Origin of the sequence: Aeromonas sp. R7-2 (assembly GCF_040908105.1) — a bacterium.
In the GTDB taxonomy this organism is placed as follows: Bacteria; Pseudomonadota; Gammaproteobacteria; order Enterobacterales; family Aeromonadaceae; genus Aeromonas; species Aeromonas caviae.
In genome coordinates this window covers 233,942-251,981 of sequence record NZ_JBFODC010000037.1, presented here as the reverse complement: position 1 = coordinate 251,981, position 18,040 = coordinate 233,942, and the positions used below count along the sequence as shown (strand labels likewise).

At 63.9% G+C, this 18,040-nt stretch carries 20 protein-coding genes and 1 pseudogene; 12 read left to right on the top strand and 9 right to left on the bottom strand.

Translation table 11 applies throughout. The features are described from left to right. Positions 1-11 precede the first annotated feature (11 nt). The 10 genes and pseudogenes from AB5Y47_RS19470 to AB5Y47_RS19425 all read left to right on the top strand — a co-directional run bounded on the left by AB5Y47_RS19470 (position 12) and on the right by AB5Y47_RS19425 (position 7,692). A complete protein-coding gene (locus tag AB5Y47_RS19470; protein WP_263308303.1) occupies positions 12-1,223 on the top strand; it encodes a threonine synthase in 1,212 nt (403 codons plus the stop codon). Beyond that, a complete protein-coding gene (locus AB5Y47_RS19465; RefSeq protein ID WP_319921487.1) occupies positions 1,220-1,885 on the top strand; it encodes an amino acid ABC transporter permease in 666 nt (221 codons plus the stop codon). Before AB5Y47_RS19470 ends, AB5Y47_RS19465 begins: the two co-directional genes overlap by 4 nt. Before the next feature lie 74 nt (positions 1,886-1,959). Next, the gene (locus tag AB5Y47_RS19460) at positions 1,960-2,622 is read left to right on the top strand and encodes an amino acid ABC transporter permease (RefSeq protein ID WP_279981904.1); all 663 of its coding nucleotides are present in this window, start codon (positions 1,960-1,962) and stop codon (positions 2,620-2,622) included. Continuing rightward, positions 2,619-3,380 (top strand): amino acid ABC transporter ATP-binding protein, encoded by a 762-nt coding sequence (locus AB5Y47_RS19455; RefSeq protein WP_368220543.1) that lies wholly within the window; start codon positions 2,619-2,621, stop codon positions 3,378-3,380. Before AB5Y47_RS19460 ends, AB5Y47_RS19455 begins: the two co-directional genes overlap by 4 nt. Then, on the top strand, positions 3,377-4,213 hold the full coding sequence (locus AB5Y47_RS19450; protein WP_368220540.1) for a transporter substrate-binding domain-containing protein: 837 nt from the start codon (positions 3,377-3,379) through the stop codon (positions 4,211-4,213). The genes AB5Y47_RS19455 and AB5Y47_RS19450 overlap by 4 nt, the downstream gene beginning before the upstream one ends. A 219-nt stretch (positions 4,214-4,432) precedes the next feature. After that, entirely contained in the window at positions 4,433-5,692 is a 1,260-nt protein-coding gene (locus AB5Y47_RS19445) for an MgtC/SapB family protein (RefSeq protein WP_368220537.1), read from the top strand. Between the two features lie 105 nt (positions 5,693-5,797). Continuing rightward, positions 5,798-6,388: a sugar O-acetyltransferase gene (locus AB5Y47_RS19440; RefSeq protein ID WP_041215770.1), complete on the top strand. Its 591-nt coding sequence runs from the start codon at positions 5,798-5,800 to the stop codon at positions 6,386-6,388. Beyond that, positions 6,385-6,723, top strand: a complete 339-nt coding sequence (locus AB5Y47_RS19435; protein ID WP_039040562.1) for a DUF1294 domain-containing protein — start codon at positions 6,385-6,387, stop codon at positions 6,721-6,723. Before AB5Y47_RS19440 ends, AB5Y47_RS19435 begins: the two co-directional genes overlap by 4 nt. A gap of 94 nt (positions 6,724-6,817) precedes the next feature. After that, entirely contained in the window at positions 6,818-7,030 is a 213-nt protein-coding gene (locus AB5Y47_RS19430; RefSeq protein WP_043154852.1) for a hypothetical protein, read from the top strand. Between the two features lie 200 nt (positions 7,031-7,230). Beyond that, positions 7,231-7,692: pseudogene (locus tag AB5Y47_RS19425) on the top strand (hypothetical protein). A 73-nt stretch (positions 7,693-7,765) separates the two neighbouring features. Here AB5Y47_RS19425 and AB5Y47_RS19420 read toward each other — a convergent pair. From AB5Y47_RS19420 to AB5Y47_RS19405, 4 genes are all read right to left on the bottom strand, one after another. Beyond that, a complete protein-coding gene (locus tag AB5Y47_RS19420; RefSeq protein WP_049636106.1) occupies positions 7,766-8,401 on the bottom strand; it encodes an FMN-binding negative transcriptional regulator in 636 nt (211 codons plus the stop codon). 234 nt (positions 8,402-8,635) lie between these two features. Next, on the bottom strand, positions 8,636-9,160 hold the full coding sequence (locus AB5Y47_RS19415) for a DUF4865 family protein (RefSeq protein WP_049636107.1): 525 nt from the start codon (positions 9,158-9,160) through the stop codon (positions 8,636-8,638). Continuing rightward, entirely contained in the window at positions 9,157-9,549 is a 393-nt protein-coding gene (locus AB5Y47_RS19410; RefSeq protein ID WP_052815513.1) for a tautomerase family protein, read from the bottom strand. Before AB5Y47_RS19410 ends, AB5Y47_RS19415 begins: the two co-directional genes overlap by 4 nt. Further along, positions 9,540-9,866, bottom strand: a complete 327-nt coding sequence (locus tag AB5Y47_RS19405) for a carboxymuconolactone decarboxylase family protein (RefSeq protein WP_045522042.1) — start codon at positions 9,864-9,866, stop codon at positions 9,540-9,542. The genes AB5Y47_RS19410 and AB5Y47_RS19405 overlap by 10 nt, the downstream gene beginning before the upstream one ends. Positions 9,867-9,962: 96 nt before the next feature. Between AB5Y47_RS19405 and AB5Y47_RS19400 the strand changes: the two genes are divergently transcribed. Further along, entirely contained in the window at positions 9,963-10,856 is an 894-nt protein-coding gene (locus AB5Y47_RS19400; RefSeq protein ID WP_119197299.1) for a LysR substrate-binding domain-containing protein, read from the top strand. A gap of 106 nt (positions 10,857-10,962) precedes the next feature. On the opposite strand, the gene argH is transcribed toward AB5Y47_RS19400, so the two are convergent. The 5 genes from argH to argC form a co-directional block, all read right to left on the bottom strand. Further along, on the bottom strand, positions 10,963-12,348 hold the full coding sequence (argH, locus tag AB5Y47_RS19395) for an argininosuccinate lyase (protein WP_124244270.1): 1,386 nt from the start codon (positions 12,346-12,348) through the stop codon (positions 10,963-10,965). 202 nt (positions 12,349-12,550) lie between these two features. Next, complete coding sequence (locus tag AB5Y47_RS19390; protein WP_010675687.1) at positions 12,551-13,786, bottom strand: argininosuccinate synthase; 1,236 nt, start codon at positions 13,784-13,786, stop codon at positions 12,551-12,553. Between the two features lie 56 nt (positions 13,787-13,842). After that, positions 13,843-14,760 carry an ornithine carbamoyltransferase gene (locus tag AB5Y47_RS19385; RefSeq protein WP_010675688.1) on the bottom strand — a complete coding sequence of 306 codons (918 nt, stop codon included), beginning with the start codon at positions 14,758-14,760 and terminating at the stop codon, positions 13,843-13,845. Positions 14,761-14,785: 25 nt separating this feature from the next. Then, positions 14,786-15,565: an acetylglutamate kinase gene (argB, locus tag AB5Y47_RS19380; protein WP_010675689.1), complete on the bottom strand. Its 780-nt coding sequence runs from the start codon at positions 15,563-15,565 to the stop codon at positions 14,786-14,788. 23 nt (positions 15,566-15,588) lie between these two features. Next, positions 15,589-16,596, bottom strand: coding sequence for an N-acetyl-gamma-glutamyl-phosphate reductase (gene argC, locus AB5Y47_RS19375; protein ID WP_103858800.1), 1,008 nt, complete (start codon positions 16,594-16,596; stop codon positions 15,589-15,591). 261 nt (positions 16,597-16,857) lie between these two features. Here argC and argE point away from each other — a divergent pair, with 261 nt between their 5' ends. Further along, positions 16,858-18,003, top strand: coding sequence for an acetylornithine deacetylase (gene argE / locus AB5Y47_RS19370; RefSeq protein ID WP_039040568.1), 1,146 nt, complete (start codon positions 16,858-16,860; stop codon positions 18,001-18,003). Positions 18,004-18,040 lie beyond the last annotated feature (37 nt).

Sequence of the window (18,040 nt, the reverse complement as noted above, 5' to 3'; positions counted from 1 at the left end):
CAGGATAAAGCATGCCGTACAGCTACCTATCACATCTACGTTGCAGCAAGACCGGCGAGATAGTGAATGCCGATCAGCCCCAGCAGTTGAGCCCGGTCGGTGCCCCCTTGCTGGCCAGCTACGACCTCGAGGCCCTGAAACAGGCCTGGCACCCGGCCGCGCTGCTGGGCCGCCCCGCCAGCCTGTGGCGCTACCACGAGCTGCTGCCGGTGCGCGACCCCGCCCAGGTGATCACCCTGGGGGAAGGCTTCACCCCTCTGCTGCCCCTGCCCGCTTTCGGCAAGCAGATTGGCATTCCGGATCTCTGGATGAAGGATGAGAGCATCATCCCCACCGGTTCTTTCAAGGCCCGCGGCGCCGCGGTCGGCGTCTCCCGCGCCCGGGAGCTCGGCATCACCCACTTCGCCATGCCCACCAACGGCAACGCCGGGGCGGCCTGGGCGCTCTATGGCGCCCGCGCCGGGCTGCGCAGCACCATAGTCATGCCCCAGGCGGCCCCCGCCATCACAAGACTGGAGACCTCGCTGGCCGGTGCCCGCCTCTATCTGGTGGACGGCCTCATCAGCGACGCCGGTCGCCAGGTGGCCGAGGCGGTGGCCGAGCAGGGGCTGTTCGATGCCTCCACCCTCAAGGAGCCCTATCGCATCGAGGGCAAGAAGACCATGGGGCTGGAGATCGCCGAGCAGCTCGGCTGGACCCTGCCGGACGTCATCCTCTACCCCACCGGCGGCGGAGTCGGTCTCATCGGCATCTACAAGGCGCTGCGGGAGTTGCAGGAGCTGGGCTGGGTCAAGGGGCCACTGCCGCGACTGGTGGCGGTGCAGGCGAGCGGCTGCGCCCCCATCGTCCAGGCGTGGCAGCAGGGGGAGCGCGAATCGCGCTTCTGGCCCGACTCCCAGACCCTCGCCTTTGGCATCAACGTGCCCAAGGCGCTGGGGGACTTTCTGGTGCTGGACGCCCTCTATCGCACCGAGGGGTGCGCCGTCGCGGTGGACGATAGCGCCATCCAGCGCGAGATCCGCCAGCTCGCCGCGCGCGAAGGCAGCTTCGTCTGCCCGGAAGGGGCGGCCGCCTTCGCCGCCGCCCGCCAGCTGCGGGAAGCGGGCTGGATACAGGGGGGCGAGCGGGTGGTGGTGCTCAACACCGGCGCCGGCATCAAGTACCCTGACGCCATCACGGTCGTGCCCCAGCGGCTGCGCCGCGACGGGAGGATCCCGGCATGAGCTTCGACTGGTCCTTTGTTCTCACCACCCTGCCGGCGTTCGGCCAATCGGTCTGGGTCACCTTGCAGCTTGGCATCCTAGTGATCCTCACCTCGCTCGCCGTGGCGATACTCAACGTGACGCTGCAAAGCCTGCACAAGCCCTGGCTGAACGGGGTGATCCGCGCCTATGTGGAGCTGGCCCGCAACACGCCGCTCTTGATCCAGCTGTTCTTTCTCTACTTCGGGCTGCCGGCGCTCGGCATCTCGCTCTCCGGCTTTGCCACGGCGGTGATCGCCATGACCTTCCTCGGTGGCGGTTACCTCACCGAGGCGCTGCGGGCAGGCGTTCAGGCAATCCCCCCCAGCCAGCTGGAAGCAGGCCGGGCCATCGGCCTCTCCCGTTGGCAGCTGCTGCGCCACGTCCAGCTGCCCCAGGCCTGGCTCGCCAGCCTGCCGGCGCTGTTTGCCAACTTCATCTTTCTGCTCAAAGAGACCACGGTGGCTTCGGCGGTGGCGGTGCCCGAGCTCCTCTACACCACCAAGAACTACATCGCCCTCTACTACAAGACCTACGAGATGCTGGCGGTGCTGACCTTGATGTGCGTGCTGATCTTTCTGCCGCTCTCCCTTGCCCTGCGCGTCGTTGAAAGGAGGCTGCAACATGGTCAGTTCGGTCATTGAGCAACTGATGCAGGCACCTATTTTCCAGCTGCCGCCGTCACTCGCCACCCATGCAGAGGAAAGGAGGGATCACTATGGCCAGTCCAGTCACTGAACAGCTGACGCAGGCGCTGCCGCTGCTGGCGGTGGGCGCGGGTCAGACCCTCGCCATCTCCCTGCTCGCCATCCTGTTCGCCACCCTGGGCGGGGTCGGTTACGGCGTGCTGGCCCAGCAAGGGGGAAGGCTGACTCGGGGAGCACTGCGGGTTTATCTGGAGCTGTTTCGGATGGTGCCCGTGCTGGTGTGGCTCTATCTCTTTTTCTTCGGGTTGCCGATCTTCTTTGGCCTGGATATCCCGGCCTTCTGGTGTGCCGTGCTGGTGCTGGCCCTGTGGGGGTCGAGCGAGGTAGGCGAAGTGGTGCGCGGCGGTCTCAAGTCCCTCGCCCGCGGCCAGCAGGAGGCCGGCCTGGCGCTCGGGCTCTCCCGCTGGCAGCTCTATCGCCACGTGCTGCTGCCCCAGGCGCTGCAACGGCTGACGCCGCCGACCATCAACATCTACACCCGCATCATCAAGACCAGCTCGCTGGCGGTGCTGATCGGGGTGGTGGAGGTGATCAAGGTAGGCCAGCAGATCATCGAGCGCACCTATGGCTCGCTGCTCATCTACGGTCTGCTGTTCCTGTTTTTCTTTCTGGTCTGCTATCCGCTCTCGCTCGCCTCGCGCCGGCTGGAGCAACAATGGGGTAATGCGGTATGACACCTCTGCTTGAGCTCAATGCTGTCAGCAAACAATTCGGCCAACACCGGGTACTGGACGAGGTCAGCCTCACGGTGAACGCCGGGGAAGTGATCGTCATCCTGGGGCCGAGCGGCTGCGGCAAGAGCACCTTGCTGCGCACCCTCAACGGGCTCGAACCGATTCAGGGGGGGGACATTCGCTTCGACGGAGAGTTGCTGGATGCCAGCACCGACTGGCAGCGGCTGCGCCAGCGCATCGGCATGGTGTTCCAGAGCTATCACCTCTTCCCCAACCTGACGGTGCTGGAGAACGTGCTGCTCGGCCCTGTGCAGGTGCAGAAGCGGGAGCGGGCCGAGGCCCTGCTGCAGGCGGAACAGCTGCTGACCCGCATCGGCCTGTGGGAGCGGCGCCATGACTATCCGCGCCAGCTCTCCGGCGGCCAGCAGCAGCGCATCGCCATCGTGCGGGCCCTGTGCATGAACCCCCAGGTGATGCTGTTTGACGAGGTGACCGCTGCGCTGGATCCCGAGATGGTGCAGGAGGTGCTGGAGGTGATCCGGGATCTCGCCGGCAGCGGCATGACCCTGCTCATCGTCACCCACGAGCTGGCGTTCGCCCAGGCGGTGGCGGATCGCATCATCTTCATGGACGGCGGCCACATCCTGGAGCAGGCCGCCCCCCATCAATTTTTCGACAATCCCAGGAGCCAGCGTGCCCGCCAGTTCCTCGCCAAGTTTTCTTATACAACTGTCAGCAAACGAAAGGAGTCAGCATGAAGATAATTACCTCGGTCCTGTTTAGCGCCCTCATCGGCCTGGGCCTCGCCAGCGGCGCCGCCCAGGCAGAAGACGGTTCCCTCGCCAAGATCAAGGCGCGGGACAAGCTCATGGTCGGCGTCTTCACCGACAAGCCGCCGTTTGGCTATGTGGACGAGAAGGGCAACTACGTCGGCTTTGACACCGATCTCGGCCGCCGCTTCGCCAAGGATCTGCTGGGGGACGAGAACAAGGTCGAGTTCGTGGCGGTGGAGCCCGCCAGTCGCATCCCCTTCCTGCAGAGCGACAAGGTGGATCTGATCCTCGCCAACATGACGGTGACCCCGGAGCGGCGGCAGGTGGTGGACTTCACCAACCCGAACCTCAAGGTCGCGGTGCAGGTGCTGGTGCCGGAAGGCAGCGACGCCAAGAAGCTCGACGATCTGGCCGGCAAGCGGCTTATCGTCACCACCGGCACCACGGCCGACATCTGGCTGACCCGCAACCACCCGGACTGGAAGGTGCTCAAGTTCGAGAAGAACACCGAATCCCTGCAGGCGCTGGCCCAGGGCCGTGGCGATGCCTATGCCCAGGACAACCTGGTGCTGTTCAGCTGGGCCAAGGAGAACCCGGGCTATCGGGTACTGCCCGAGAAGCTGGGCTCGGAAGACCCCATCGCCCCGGCAGTGAAGAAGGGCAATATCGAGCTGCGTAACTGGGTCAACGACCGTCTCGCCAAGCTGGGGGAAGAGAAGTACCTGCTCAAACTCTACGACCAGTATGTGCGCGACAAGCTTAGCGCCGATACCGATCCCAACGACGTGATAGTGGAAGGAGGCAAGTGGCAGGGTTGAGCCCTGCCCCCACAGCAGTGCTGAGTGTGAAGTGTGTGATCTTTGGTTCCGTTGGTCCGCAAACCGCAAGGTTTGACCTTTCCAGGCGTCCCCTCCAGGTGGCGCCTTTTTTTGTTTGCAAGACCCCGGCAGGCGGGACACCCGCTCTGTGAGCCAGCTCCCCCTGCCCCGGGATGCCCTGTGCCATCCTCACTGAAACGGCAGCGGGAGGAGAAACCCATGTGGATAGAGGCCGAGCCCGTCTACGGCGCCCTGGTGTCCCTGGCCATCGGGCTCATCATCGGGCTGGAGCGGGGCTGGCAGGTGCGCCAGCTCGGAGACAACCAGCGCATCGCCGGGATGCGCACCTATGGCCTCATCGGTCTGCTCGGCGGGGTCTGCGCCCTGCTGCTGCCCACCCTGGGGCCCTGGCTGGCTCTGCTCGGTCTGCTGACCGTGGTGACGGGGTGCGGCCTCTCGGTCTGGCTGGCCCTGCGCTGGCAGGGGGAGTTCGGTCTCACCAGCTCGGTGGCCATGGTGCTCACCTATCTGCTGGGGCTGATGTCGGTGCTGCAGAGCCCGAGCGAGGCGGTGGCCTGCGCCGTGCTGGCGGCCCTCCTGATGGGGCTCAAGGGCAAGATCCAGCAGGGGATGCTGTTCTTGAGCGAAATGGAGTTTCACGCCACCCTGCGCTTTCTGCTCATCTCCCTGGTGCTGCTGCCGGTGCTCCCCGATACCGAGATGGGTCCCCTCAATGCCTTCAATCCCTTCAAGATCTGGCTCATGGTGGTGGTGATCGCCGGCATCTCGTTCTGTGGTCACTTCGCGGTGCGCCTGCTCGGCACCCGCTCCGGGCTGGTGCTCACCAGCATGCTGGCGGGGCTCGCCTCCTCCACCGCCCTCACCCTGCAATTTGCCCGCCTCAACAAGGAGCAGGGGGGGCTGGAGCGGCTGCTGGCCACCGGCATCCTGCTGGCGGGGGCCACCATGTGGCTCAGGCTGCTGGCACTGGTGCTGATCATCCACGGAGAGCTGGCGCTGCGTCTGGCTGTCCCCCTGCTGCTGCTGGCAGCCATCGTCTACGGCTTTGCGTTCTGGTTCTGGCGCCAGCGGGAAGAGATGCCGGACGGCCCGGTACAGCCCGAAACCCGCAACCCGCTGGATCTCGCCACCGCCATCAAGTTCGGTCTGCTGCTCGCCCTCATCGGCTTCATGGCCACCCTGCTGCAAAACAAGGTGGGCAACTCCGGGGTCTATCTGCTGTCGCTGGTCTCCGGCATCACGGACGTGGACGCCATCACCCTATCCCTCTCCCAGCTCGCCCAGAAGGAGCTGGCCCTGGAGGTGGCGGCCAGAGGCATACTGCTCGCCGGGCTGGTCAACTCCCTGGTGAAAGGGGTGCTGGCACTGGTGATTGGCGGACGCAGCCTGGGGCGGCGGGTCTTGCTCCCCTACCTCGTCTCCATCCTGCTCATCCTGCCCCTTGTCCTGATGACGTGATGACGTGATGACAGGATGACGGGGATCACCTGACGGGCCCGGCACTCTGACACCCCCTCCCCTTGTCGCGTATACTGCCCCCTCTTGCAGCAGGAGGAGATGACCATGGCAAGCGACTGGGACAAGGTACTGGCGGGGGGCGCCCTGGACAGCCAGAGCGAGGAGATAGCGAACGACCGCATTCGCGGCCAGGCGCTGCTGAGCCGGCTCAACGCCTCACCGGCGGGGGATCACGTCCTGCGCCAGCAGATCTGCCGCGACCTCTTCGCCCACTGTCCCGACTCCTGCTGGATCAGCACCCCCTTCACCTGCGAATTCGGCCGCAACATCCACATCGGCGAGAAGACCTTCTTCAACTTCAACGTCACCATACTCGACGTGGGCGAGGTGCACATCGGCAACCATGTGTTGCTGGCCCCCAACGTGCAGATCTACACCGCCACCCACACCATGGACTATCTGGAGCGACGCAACTGGACCGCCTACAACAAGCCGGTGCGGATCGGCGATGACTGCTGGATTGGCGGCGGGGCCATCATCTGCCCAGGCGTCACCATAGGGCCCCGCTCCATCATAGGGGCTGGCGCCGTGGTCACCCGGGACATCCCGGCGGACTCCCTGGCGGTGGGTAATCCGGCCCGGGTGATCCGCACGCTACAACCGGGCGAGACTCGGGATCAGGCGTGCCTGTCATGATGGCCCTTGCCCTGCTGCCTTTGGGTTGGGCAGGCTGGCTCGGCGCGCACGATGCCAACTGGTGGCCGCTGGCCCTGATCCTGCTGATGAGCCTGCTGACCCTGGTCGTCTACGCCTGGGACAAACGCCAGGCCATTCGTGGCGGCTGGCGCGTCCCCGAGGCCCGCCTGCATCTGCTTGAGCTGTGCGGCGGCTGGCCTGGCGCCCTGGTCGCCCGCCAGTGGCTGCGCCACAAGACCCAGAAGGGGAGCTACCGCCTGCGGTTCTGGGCCATCGTCTGGGGGCAGTTGCTGCTGCTCGGGATCTGGCTCGGCTGGCCGCTCTGGCCGCTCTGAACAACCAGGCGGGCATTGCCGCCCAGGGTCGGGTATGAGACAACGACAGCACGGGAGACAGATCCTCTAGTTCAAATATTGAAAGGAGTCATTCATGACCATGTGGACAGGTATCGTTCTGATCGTCTTTATCAGCGTGTCGTTCAGCTATCTCACCAAGCGCGCCCGCTACCAGATGGGGGATGCCCGCATTACCGACCGTCTTGGCAAGCAGGACATGATCATCAAGGAGTTGCAGGAGCGCATCGCCAATCTGGAGGCCATCGTCATCGAGGAGGAGAAACGCCGCCCGTTCAAGGATCTCTGATCCGGCAAGCCGGGTGGCAAACCAACCAGCCCCCGGGCTGCAAGGGTTTGCCGCCGCCCCCGTTCGCACCCGCTCGCCCTCTGCCTGGCAAAAACGAAATTCACAGCAGGATCAATCCCCTGCCATTTTTCGGCTGAATGCTCGCCAAGCTGGCCCGTTCCCTGCTCCGTCATGACATCAGTCGTACGGAGAGTGACATCATGATCGCCATCGGCCCCCTGCTTCCCCTCGCCTCCCTTGCCATCAAGCTCGGCAGCAAGCTGCTGGGCGACGGTACGCCGCCCACCCAGACCGAGCCCGCCGTGCAGGAAGAGCGGCTTGCCCCCACGGTGCAGAGCCTGTTCCAGCGCCTCGGCATCCAGGAGGCTGACAGCGAGCAGAACCGCCCCGCAATCAACCACTTCATGGGGGCGCTGATGCAGACCCTGGGCCAGGAATCCTCGGGCCAGCCCCTGCCCCAGGCCATCGATGCCGCCCGCACCCAGTTGGCAGACGGCACCCAGAGCACCCGCCTCGACGCGCTGCAGAGCGAGCTCGACACCCTCAAGGGCTCCCTCGGCAACAGCGGCCTCAACCTCGATTAGCTGCTCTATGCCTTCAAGCAAACCCTGCCCCAGGGCCCGGGGGAAGGCGTAGGCAAGCTGCTCAATGCCAGCGCGTGAGCGGGAGTGGAACCATGAAAAACGGCAACCTGGCGGTTACCGTTTTTTTTCGGGCGGCTCCCTGGGTGCCACGCTAGGACTGTGAAGGAGGCGGGCTCAGCATGGCGCCGGCCAGTGCGGTCTGCCCGCGCTCCTGCAGGGCATTGGCCGCTCCCAGGCGATCCGCCGCCTCCTTGTTCTGACCCAGCTTGAACTTGCCGACCAGCCGCTCAATCTCGATCTCTATGCCCACCACGGCCTGCACCATGGTCTCGAGATAGTCTCTCGGTGCATCCGCCATCTTCCAGGGAATGGACTCTCCCGCCTCGTGGGTACGGGTCAGGGTCGCGAGCAAGCGACGCACGAAGCGGGCATCGTCCCTCACCCGGATACGGCCATGGGCGTGCACCACGGCATAGTTCCAGGTGGGCACCTGCTTGTGATGAACCTGCTTGCCCGGATACCAGCTGGGGGAGATATAACCCTCGGCGGCGCGGAAGATCACCAGCACCTCGTCGCCGTCTTTCACCTCCTGCCAAAGCGGGTTGTTGCGGGCCACATGGGCCCGCAGCACCCCGTGGGCCCCCTGCTCCCCATCGAACTCGAACGGCAGGTGGTTGGCATCCAACCCCCCTTCACCACAGGTGATCAGGGCCCCCAGAGGGTGCGCCTGCATCAGCTGGTGCAGCGCCTCGGGGTCGGTAACGGCGAAATGGGGTGGCAGGTACATGGGAACTCCTTGATCCGGTTGACGCGTCCATACGCATTGCAGCGGGATCATGCCCTGCCCGGCACGGGCCGTCACCCCGAATGTGCCCACTGAGCCAGTTCATTGCAGCGGGTGAACGCAATTCCACATCATCATCCACAAACGCGATATAACACCCTATGTTCACGATGCGAATATCACCTTAACAGCCCAAGTGAATGGAAAAACAACATCAATGACAAAGATAATTCCGCTTTACCCCCCTCCCCCCTTCGCCAGATAGCCGATACGGTAGATCTCGCCCCCGGCAGGCAAGGGCGATGAGAGGGACGGGAGAAAATCCGCCTCCAGCCATTCCCATCGGGTGAGACCCCAGCCGCTCACCATGGCCTCGCCGTGCAGGTCGGCCAGCTGGTCGTGGGAAGCGACCTTGGTGCGCCGCAGCCTGGCCATGCAAGCCCCGTCGAGGGAGGCCGGATCCGGCGACCGCAGCAGATGCCAGGTCTCGATGCGGGGCCAGCCGAAATGCCGGGTGAGCGCCGCGAATCCCTCGCTTGCCAGGAATCGGTGCATCGCCTCGGCGCTGTGCCACACATAGAAGGGGGCATAGCGGTTCTCCTGCCCCGGCAGGGCCCCATCGTCCTGACGGCTGTAGAGATAGGCCTTGAACAACAGACCGGGAAAGCCGTCCAGTCTGGCGCCATTGCTGGCGATCCGCTGCTCGATCAGCGCCATGTCGTAGTCTGCGGGCAGGGTGAATCGGTAGTGCATGGCGATCATGAGGCCACCTCCTGTCTGAACATCCGGCCCTGGCCAAAACTCCACGCCTCGGCATCGTTCTGCTGGATCACCACCATGAGGTTGTCGGGATGGATCCCAAGCTCGGCCTCAAGGCGCTCGGCGAGACGTGCATAAAGCCGCTCCCTGGTCGCGGTGCTGCGCACCTTGCCCGCCAGGATCTGGAAGAGGATGAAACCCTGGTCCCGGCGGCCGGTCTGGTAGTGGGGGTCATAGATGAGCGCACTGGCAGGCAAGATCTCGAGGATCTGGAATTTATCCTCCAGCGGCACCTCGAACACCTCCACCAGGGTCTGGTGGTAGAGGGCGCTGAGTTGCTGCAGGTGTGCGTCGCTCATCCCCTCGCACAGGGTGATGCGGGTCAGCGGCATGGGGTCACCTCCTCGCGGGGGGGCAGATAGCCCACGGCCGTCACTGCGGCGGGCAAACCGGCGTAGAAGGCAAGATGGGTAAACAGCTCTTCCAGCTCATCCCGGGACAGGCCGTTTTGCCGGGCGAATGCAATATGCCAGGGCAGTTGTTGCACCCGGCCCAGTGACGCCAGGATGGCCAGGGTGATCAGGCTGCGCTCGCGTGCCGAGAGGGTGGGGCGCTGCCAGATATCGCCAAACAGCGTCTCTTCCGCCAGTCGGGCGAGTCGGGGGGCAAGCTGCGCCAGGGCGGCGCGATCGGGAACATCAGGTGTCATGGCAATCTCCTTGGTAGATGAAGCCACTCTCCCTCACTGCTACAATTTAAAAAATCGAAACATTCAAGACCAATCATCCCGATTATAAGGATAGTTATGTCACCCCTTCCCCCCAGCCTGGATCTCGATGCCCTGCGAAGCTATGTGCTGGGGCTGGAGTGCGGCAGCTTTGCGCTGGCGGCGCAGCGGCTGTGCCGCTCCACCTCGGCGGTCAGCGCCCAGTTGAAAAAACTCGAACAGCAGTGCGGCACCGATCTGGTCATGAAGCAGGGACGTCACCTGGTGCCGACGGCCAGCGGTGAGCGCCTGCTGGGCTACGCCAAGCGGCTGCTGGCGCTCAATGACGAAGCCGTGCTCGCCCTCAAAGGGGAACAGCTGCAAGGGGAGATCAGGCTCGGGGTGCAGGAGGACTTCGGTGAATCTTTGCTCCCCGCCGTGCTGGGGCCCCTCTGTCGTCAGCACCCGGCCCTGCGCATGACAACCCGCATCGATCGCAACGGGGCCCTGGTGCAGGGGATCAGGGAGGGCACCCTCGACATGGCTCTCGCCTGGCAGCCACAGGGAGAGCGGGAGGATCTTCCCCTCATCGAGGTGGTGCAACTGGCCTGGATTGCCCACCCCGAGTGGGACCTCGCCCCTTTGCTCGCGCGCGGGGAGCCCCTGCCCCTGGTGCTCTTCGATGCCCCCTGCCTGATGCGGGCACGGGCCATCCGCGCCCTCGACGATGCCGGGATCCCCTGGCGGATCGCCTTCACCAGCCAGAGCCTGGGCGGGATCTGGGCCGCCGTGCAGGCCGGGCTAGGGATCACGGTGCGTTCCCCCATCGGCATGCCGGCCAGTCTCGCCACCCTCGGCGGCGTGCTGCCCTCACCGGGCACCCTGGGGGTGGTGCTGCTCACTGCCAGCCATGAAACCGACGAGGCCAGGAGCCAGTTGCAACGACTGCTCACGGACGCCGTTCATCATGCCAGCGCCGGACACAGGGGCTGAACAGCGCCTGGTCAACGCGCCCCACGGCGCCGAGGCGTACCCATAAAAAAACGGCAACCCTGGGGTTGCCGTTCTGCCTTCTTGTTCCCATGGCGAGCCGCTTGGCTTAACCCGCCCGTTTGGCCAGCCAGGCCTCGGCGGCGGTGAGGGCTGCCTCTATCTGCTCGCGAGCGACGCCTCCCTTGGCAACCCGCTTGGCCAGAGTCGCTTCCAGCTCCAGGTTCGGGTAAACATCCTCCCCCACCACGGGGCTGAAGCGCTGGAACTCGGGGAGGGAGAGTTCTTCCAAGGGCTTTTTCACCTGGATCGCATAGACCACGGTCTCGCCGACGATATGGTGCGCCTCACGGAACGGAATCCCCTTGGCCACCAGATAGTCCGCCAGCTCGGTGGCGTTGGCGTAGCCGCCCTGGGCCGCTGCCATGGTGCGCTCGCCATTGACCTTCAGATCGATGAGCACCAGCGCCGCCATGTCGAGGCAGTCGTGCCAGGTATCGAGGGCGTCGAACAGCCCCTCTTTGTCTTCCTGCATGTCCTTGTTGTAGGCCAGCGGCAGCGCCTTGAGGCTCATCAGCATGCCCATCTGGGCACCGACCACCCGGCCGGTCTTGCCACGAATGAGCTCCAGCGCGTCCGGGTTCTTCTTCTGCGGCATCAGCGACGAGCCGGAAGTGACGGCGTCAGACAGCTCGACAAAGCCCGCCTCGCCGGTGTTGTAGAAGATGAGGTCTTCGGCAAAGCGCGACAGGTGGGTCATGGAGAGGGACGCCACGTGCATCAGCTCCACCACGTGATCCCGGTCGGAGACCGAATCCAGGCTGTTGCGGGTGGCGCCGCTAAAGCCCATGTCGAGCGCCAGCGCCTCCCGGTCGATGGCATAGGCGGTGCCCGCCAGGGCGCCGCAGCCGAGGGGGCTGGTGTCGAGGCGCTTGAGGGCATCCTGCAGACGGGAATGGTCCCGCTCCAGCATCTCCACATAGGCCAGGGCCCAGTGGGCGTAAGTGACCGGCTGGGCACGCTGCAGGTGGGTGTAACCCGGCAGTACCGCGGCCTGGTTGGCACGGGCGGAGGCCACCAGCCCCTGTTGCAGGGCGGTGATGGAACCGAGCAGCAGCTCGCCCTGTGCCTTGCACCAGAGTTTGAGGTCGGTGGCGACCTGATCGTTGCGCGAGCGACCGGTGTGCAGCTTCTTGCCAAGGGCGCCGACGGCGTCGATGAGCTGGCTCTCGACCCAGGAGTGGATGTCTTCGGCGTCCGAGTTCAGGATCTGCTGGGGATCCTGCTGCACGGAGGCGAGCAGTACCTCCATCGCCTGCTGCAACTGAGCCTGCTCATCGGCGGTCAACACCCCCACCTTGACCAGCGCTTTGGCCCAGGCCATGGAGCCTTGAATATCCTGCTCCGCCAGACGGTAGTCGAACCGCAGCGAATCGTTGAACTGCTTGAACCGGCTATCGGCTCCCTGACTGAAGCGTCCACCCCAAAGTGCCATACTGCTCTCCTTGAATGCGTTGTCGGCGGCGCCTTGCGCCGTCGAACTTGAAATCTTGCCCTGTTTTTCTGCGAGCCTGTTATCTCACAGAAGCGGCCAGGGCGCAGCCGCTCTTGTCACACCCGATGAGGATGGCAAAGGGCCTCTCTGCCTGTAAAAGAGGGGGCCATGCCCCCTCGTATCAACGGGTGATAGCGCTTGCTTAGCCGTGGGTATGGTCGCCACCGATGGCTTGATGCTGCTCTTTCATGGCGCGGATCCGGCTCGCCAGGGTGTAGAGACGGATGAAGCCTTCGGCATGGCTCTGGTCGTACACTTCGTCGGCACCGAAGGTGGCGAAGTCTTCGGAGTAGAGGCTGTTCGGCGACTTCTTCTGCACCGCGGTGACCTGACCCTTGTACATCTTCAGCACCACTTCACCGTCGAGCTCCTCGGCGATGGCGTTGGCGGAGGCGACAATGGCCTTGCACAGCGGGGTGAACCAGCGACCGTCATACACCAGGTGGGAGAACTCGGCACCCAGTTTTTCCCGCCAGGCGCGGGTCGGTCTGTCCAGTACCAGCTCTTCCACGGCGCGCAGTGCGGCGACCATCACGGTACCACCCGGGGTCTCGTAGCAGCCACGGGACTTCATGCCCACCATCCGGTTCTCGGTGATGTCGATCCGGCCCACGCCGTGCTTGCCGGCACGCTCGTTCAGGGTGGTCAGGATCTGGTGCGGGCTGAGCGGCTGGTCGTCAACGGCCACCACTTCGCCCTTGGCCACGGTCAGCTTGACGTATTCCGGCTCGTTCGGGGCATCCTCTGCAGAGACGGTCCACTGCCAGACGGCTTCGGACGGCTCGTTCCAGGTGCTCTCCAGCTCGCCACCCTCGGTGGAGATGTGCCAGGCGTTGGCGTCGCGGCTGTAGATCTTCTTCAGGGTCGCCTTGCAGGGGATGTTGCGGGCTTCCAGATAGGCCAGCAGATCTTCCCGGGAACGCATGTCCCACAACCGCCACGGGGCGATCACTTTCAGTTGGGGAGCCAGGGCAGCTACCGCCCCTTCGAACCGCACCTGGTCGTTGCCCTTGCCGGTGCAACCGTGGGAGATGGCATCAGCCCCTTCTGCCAGGGCAGCCTCGACCATCGCCTTGGCGATCACCGGACGGGCCATGGAGGTACCCAGCAGGTAGGTGCCTTCATAGACGGCGCCGGTCTTCAGGGTCGGGTAGACATACTCTTTGACGAACTCTTCCCGCAGATCCTTGACGATGCACTTGACCGCGCCGGAGGCGATGGCCTTCTGCTCGATCCCTTCCAGATCGTCACGCTCCTGGCCCACGTCGGCGACGAAGGCGATGATTTCAGCGTCATAGTGCTCCTTCAGCCAGGGAATGATGGCCGAGGTATCCAGTCCGCCCGAGTAAGCCAGTACGATCTTGTTGATTCCGCTCATTTACTTCTCTCCGTGATGATTCGATAAAAAGGGGTGATTCCGGGTCGGTTGCCGGATTACTTCTGGCCCTGTCCGAACAGGGTCAGCAGCACGGCGTTCTGGATATGCATCCGGTTTTCTGCCTCATCCATGATGAGGGAGGCTGGGCCGTCCATGACCTCCGAGGTGATCTCCAGCTCCCGGTGGGCCGGCTGGCAGTGCAGCACATGCTGGATGCCGGTCCGATCGAGCAGGGCCTGGTTGATCTGATAAGGCATGAAGATATCTTTTACCTGCTCCATTGGTGTGTTGTCACCCATGGAAACCCAGGTATCGGTATAAACCACGTCAAAGCCTTCGATATCCGCGACATCATCGCTGATATGTATGGTCGCGCCAGATTGAGCTGCCAGCGCCTGGGCCTGCAGGAAGATCTGGGTATCCGGGCCATGACCTTTCGGGCAGACCAGGGTCACGTCGGTGCCGAGGGTCGCCCCCAGCAGCAGCAGGGAGTGGCTCACGTTGTTGCCATCGCCGAGATAGGCCAGCTTCACCTTGGACAGATCGCTGTAGTGCTCGCTGATGGTCATGAAATCCGCCAGCCCCTGGCAGGGGTGGTAGAGGTTGCACAGGCTGTTGACCACAGGCACCGAGCCGAACTCGGCCAGCTCGACCAGGGTCTGGTGATCGAACACCCGGGCGACGATGGCGTCACACCAGCGGGACAGGTTGCTGGCGAAATCCTTCACCGACTCCCGCTTGCCGAGCGCGCCGTTCTGCTGATCCAGATAGACGCTGTGACCACCCAGTTTGGCGATGCCGATGTCGAAGGTGACCCGGGTACGCAGGGAGGGCTTCTCGAACAGGGTGACCACGCTCTTGCCCGCCAGGGCCTGGCTGTATTTCTTCGGATCGGCCTTGACCGCTTTACCAAGCGCCAGCAGCGCCTCGATCTGGGCCTTGCTTAAATCACTGTCTTTCAGAAGATGTTGCATCGGATTGTCCTTTTCCCGGTGGAGATCAGAGGGTGACCTGGGTGCCGACCGCGCCGCCAGCCAGCAGCTTGAGCAGCTGATCCGGGTAGCGCCAGCTGGCGACACAGACCGGCTTGCCCAGGGTTTCGGCGGCGTGCAGGGCGGCTTTCACCTTGACGGCCATGCCGTCCGTGATAACTCCCTTCTCCATCAGGTCCAGCGCGCTCTGCTTGTCCAGTTGCGGCACCAGCTTGCCCTTGCCATCCAGAATGCCGCTCACATCCGACAGCATCACCAGATCGGCGCCCAGCGCTTCGGCGATGGCGGTGGCCGCCTGATCCGCATTGACGTTCATCATCTGTCCGTCGGCGGTGATGCCGATGGAGCTCACCACCGGCAGGAAGCCCTGCCCCAGGATGCCGGCCACCAGCGCCGGGTTGCCCGGTTTGCAGTCACCGACCGCACCGAGATCCGGATCGAGCTGGGTCACCTGGCACAGACCGCCGTCGGCGAGGCACAGACCCACAGCAGGAATGCCGGTGGAGATGGCCTTGGCCATCATCATCTTGTTGGCGGTCCCGGCCAGGGCACCGGCAATCACGGGGATCTGCTCGAACGGGGTCACCCGCAGGCCGTTCTTCTTGGTGGAGGTCATGCCCAGCCCCTTGAGCAGGTCGTCCACCAGGCAGCCACCACCGTGCACCAGCACCAGAGGACGGTGCTGATCATCCAGGAAGGTCTTCAGGGTGGCGAACAGGGCGGTCAGGGCCTCGTCGTTCTCGATCAGGGCACCACCCAACTTGATTACCAGCGTCTGCTTGTCCATCTTCTCGATCCTTTCTTAAAGCGTTAAATCAGGCCGGTGGCCGGTTCAAAACCAAACTTGATATTTATGCACTGCATGGCTTGCGAGGCGGCCCCCTTGAGCAGGTTGTCGATGGCAGAAACCACCACCAGCATGTTGCCCTGCTGCTGCCAGGCGATGTCGCAGTAGGGCGTGCTCGCCACGCCGCGGATGGAGGGCATCTGGCCGGTGAGGCGTACCAGCGGCTTGCCTTCGTAGGCTTTGAGGTAGGCCTGATCCACCTGGGTCGGCGTCACCCCTTCTGCCAGTTGCACATAGATGGTGGCCAGGATGCCCCGCACATAGTTGCCGAGGTGGGGCTGGAACAGCACCTCCTTGCCGAGGTGGTGGCTGATCTCCGGCTGGTGCCTGTGATTAAAGGTGCCGTAGGGATTGAGGCTCACTTCGCAGAAACTGGTGTTGATGGCGGCCTTGCGACCGGCCCCGGAGACGCCGGAAACCGCATTGATGATGGGCTGCCACCCCTGGGCAATCAGCCCGGCCTGTTGCAGCGGCTTGAGGGCGCACAGGGAGGCGGTCGGGTAGCATCCCGGCACGGCAATCAGCTGGGCGGCCTTGACGGCATCGGCATTCCACTCGGCCAGACCGTAGGCGGCCTGCTCCAGCCACTGCTCATTCTCGTGGGTGAAGCCGTAGAAGGAGGCGTAGAACTGCTGATCGTTGACCCGGAAGGCACCGGAGAGATCGAACACCGGCAACCCCTTGGCCAGGAACTTGGGCGCGAGTTCCGCACTCACCTCGTGAGCGGTGGCCAGCACCACCAGATCGGCCTGGGTCAGGATCCGGGTCATGCCGTCTTCGTCCAAGGGCAGCAGCGGCTGATCCAGCTTACCCACCCATTGGGGATGCAGGGAAGAGAAGCGCTTGTGGGCGTCCTGGCTGCCGGCGGAAACATAGAGGCCGAACAGCTCGAGTTGTGGATGGTTCTGGACCAGAGCGGCCAGTTCGGCCCCCGCGTAGCCACTGGCACCGACGATAACGGTCTTAAGCATGTTTGAGTATTCCAAGTCTGGGTTCGAAATTCACAGCATGGTGCTGCGGTGCAAGGGGTCGGCTATCGCCCCTTTGATGCAACGAGTGCGGAGGGGCAATTCAGGCGGATATGCGTCGTCGGTTACAGATCAGGTGACAGAACATTAACTTTCCCTTACAACTAGAGGCCTTGTCGATGAGCACTCGAATAGAATATTCATGCACTCACTTTGCATTTGTATTTTCTAACAGAAACACTCCGGGGACGCAAGGAGGAGCTGATGGCCAAACTGGATTTTTTTTCACTTTATAAGAATATTATTGCGATTCCCTCTATCAGCAGCACGGATACTCGCTGGGATCAGAGCAACGAGGCGGTGATCCGGCTGCTGGCCGACTGGTTCGGCCAGCTTGGATTCCAGTGCGAGGTCACGGCCCTGCCAGATCTGCCGGGCAAGTTCAACCTGGTGGCGACCTATGGTCAGGGAGAAGGGGGGCTGCTGCTGGCGGGCCACACGGATACGGTTCCCTTCGATGAAGGAGCCTGGACCAAAGACCCCTTCAAGGTGACCGAAGAGGGCAACCGCCTGTACGGGCTCGGCACCATCGACATGAAGGGCTTCTTCGCCTTTATCGTGGAAGCGCTCAAGGAGGTCGACCTCAAGACCCTGAGCAAGCCGCTGCGCATCCTGGCCACCGCCGATGAAGAGACCACCATGGCCGGGGCCCGCGCCATCGCCGCCGCAGCCGAACTCAAACCCGACTACGCGGTGATCGGCGAACCCACCGGGCTGGTGCCCGTGGTGGCCCACAAGGGCCACATGTCGGAAGCCATTCGCATCACAGGCCGAAGCGGCCACAGTTCGGATCCCGCCAACGGCGTCAATGCCATGGAGATCATGCACAAGGCCATGGGTCAGGTGCTCAGGCTCCAGCAGGATCTGAAGGAGAAGTACGCGGATCACCGTTTCGCCGTGCCCCAGCCCACCCTGAACCTCGGCTACATCCAGGGGGGCGACAGCCCGAACCGCATCTGCGGCTGCTGCGAGCTGCACATCGACATGCGTCCCACCCCTCAGGTGGGTCCCGACGAGCTGATGGGCATGTTGAAAGAGGCGCTCTCCCCCATCGAGATCCACCAGCCCGGCTGCCTGCACCTGCAGCACCTGCACGAACCCATTCCGGCCTATGCCTGCCAGGATGACTCCGAGCTGGTGCGGGAGGCGGAAAAGGCGAGCGGCCGGGCCGCCGAGTCCGTGAACTATTGCACCGAAGCCCCCTTTATCCAGCAGCTGGGTTGCGAGACCATAGTGATGGGCCCAGGCCATATCACCCAAGCCCACCAGCCCGATGAATACCTGGATCTGTCGTTCGTCAAACCGACCACGGCGGTGCTGCAGCACCTGATCCGGCGCTTCTGCGTCTAGCCAAACAGGGATGTAAGTAAGTTACATGACAGGCGCC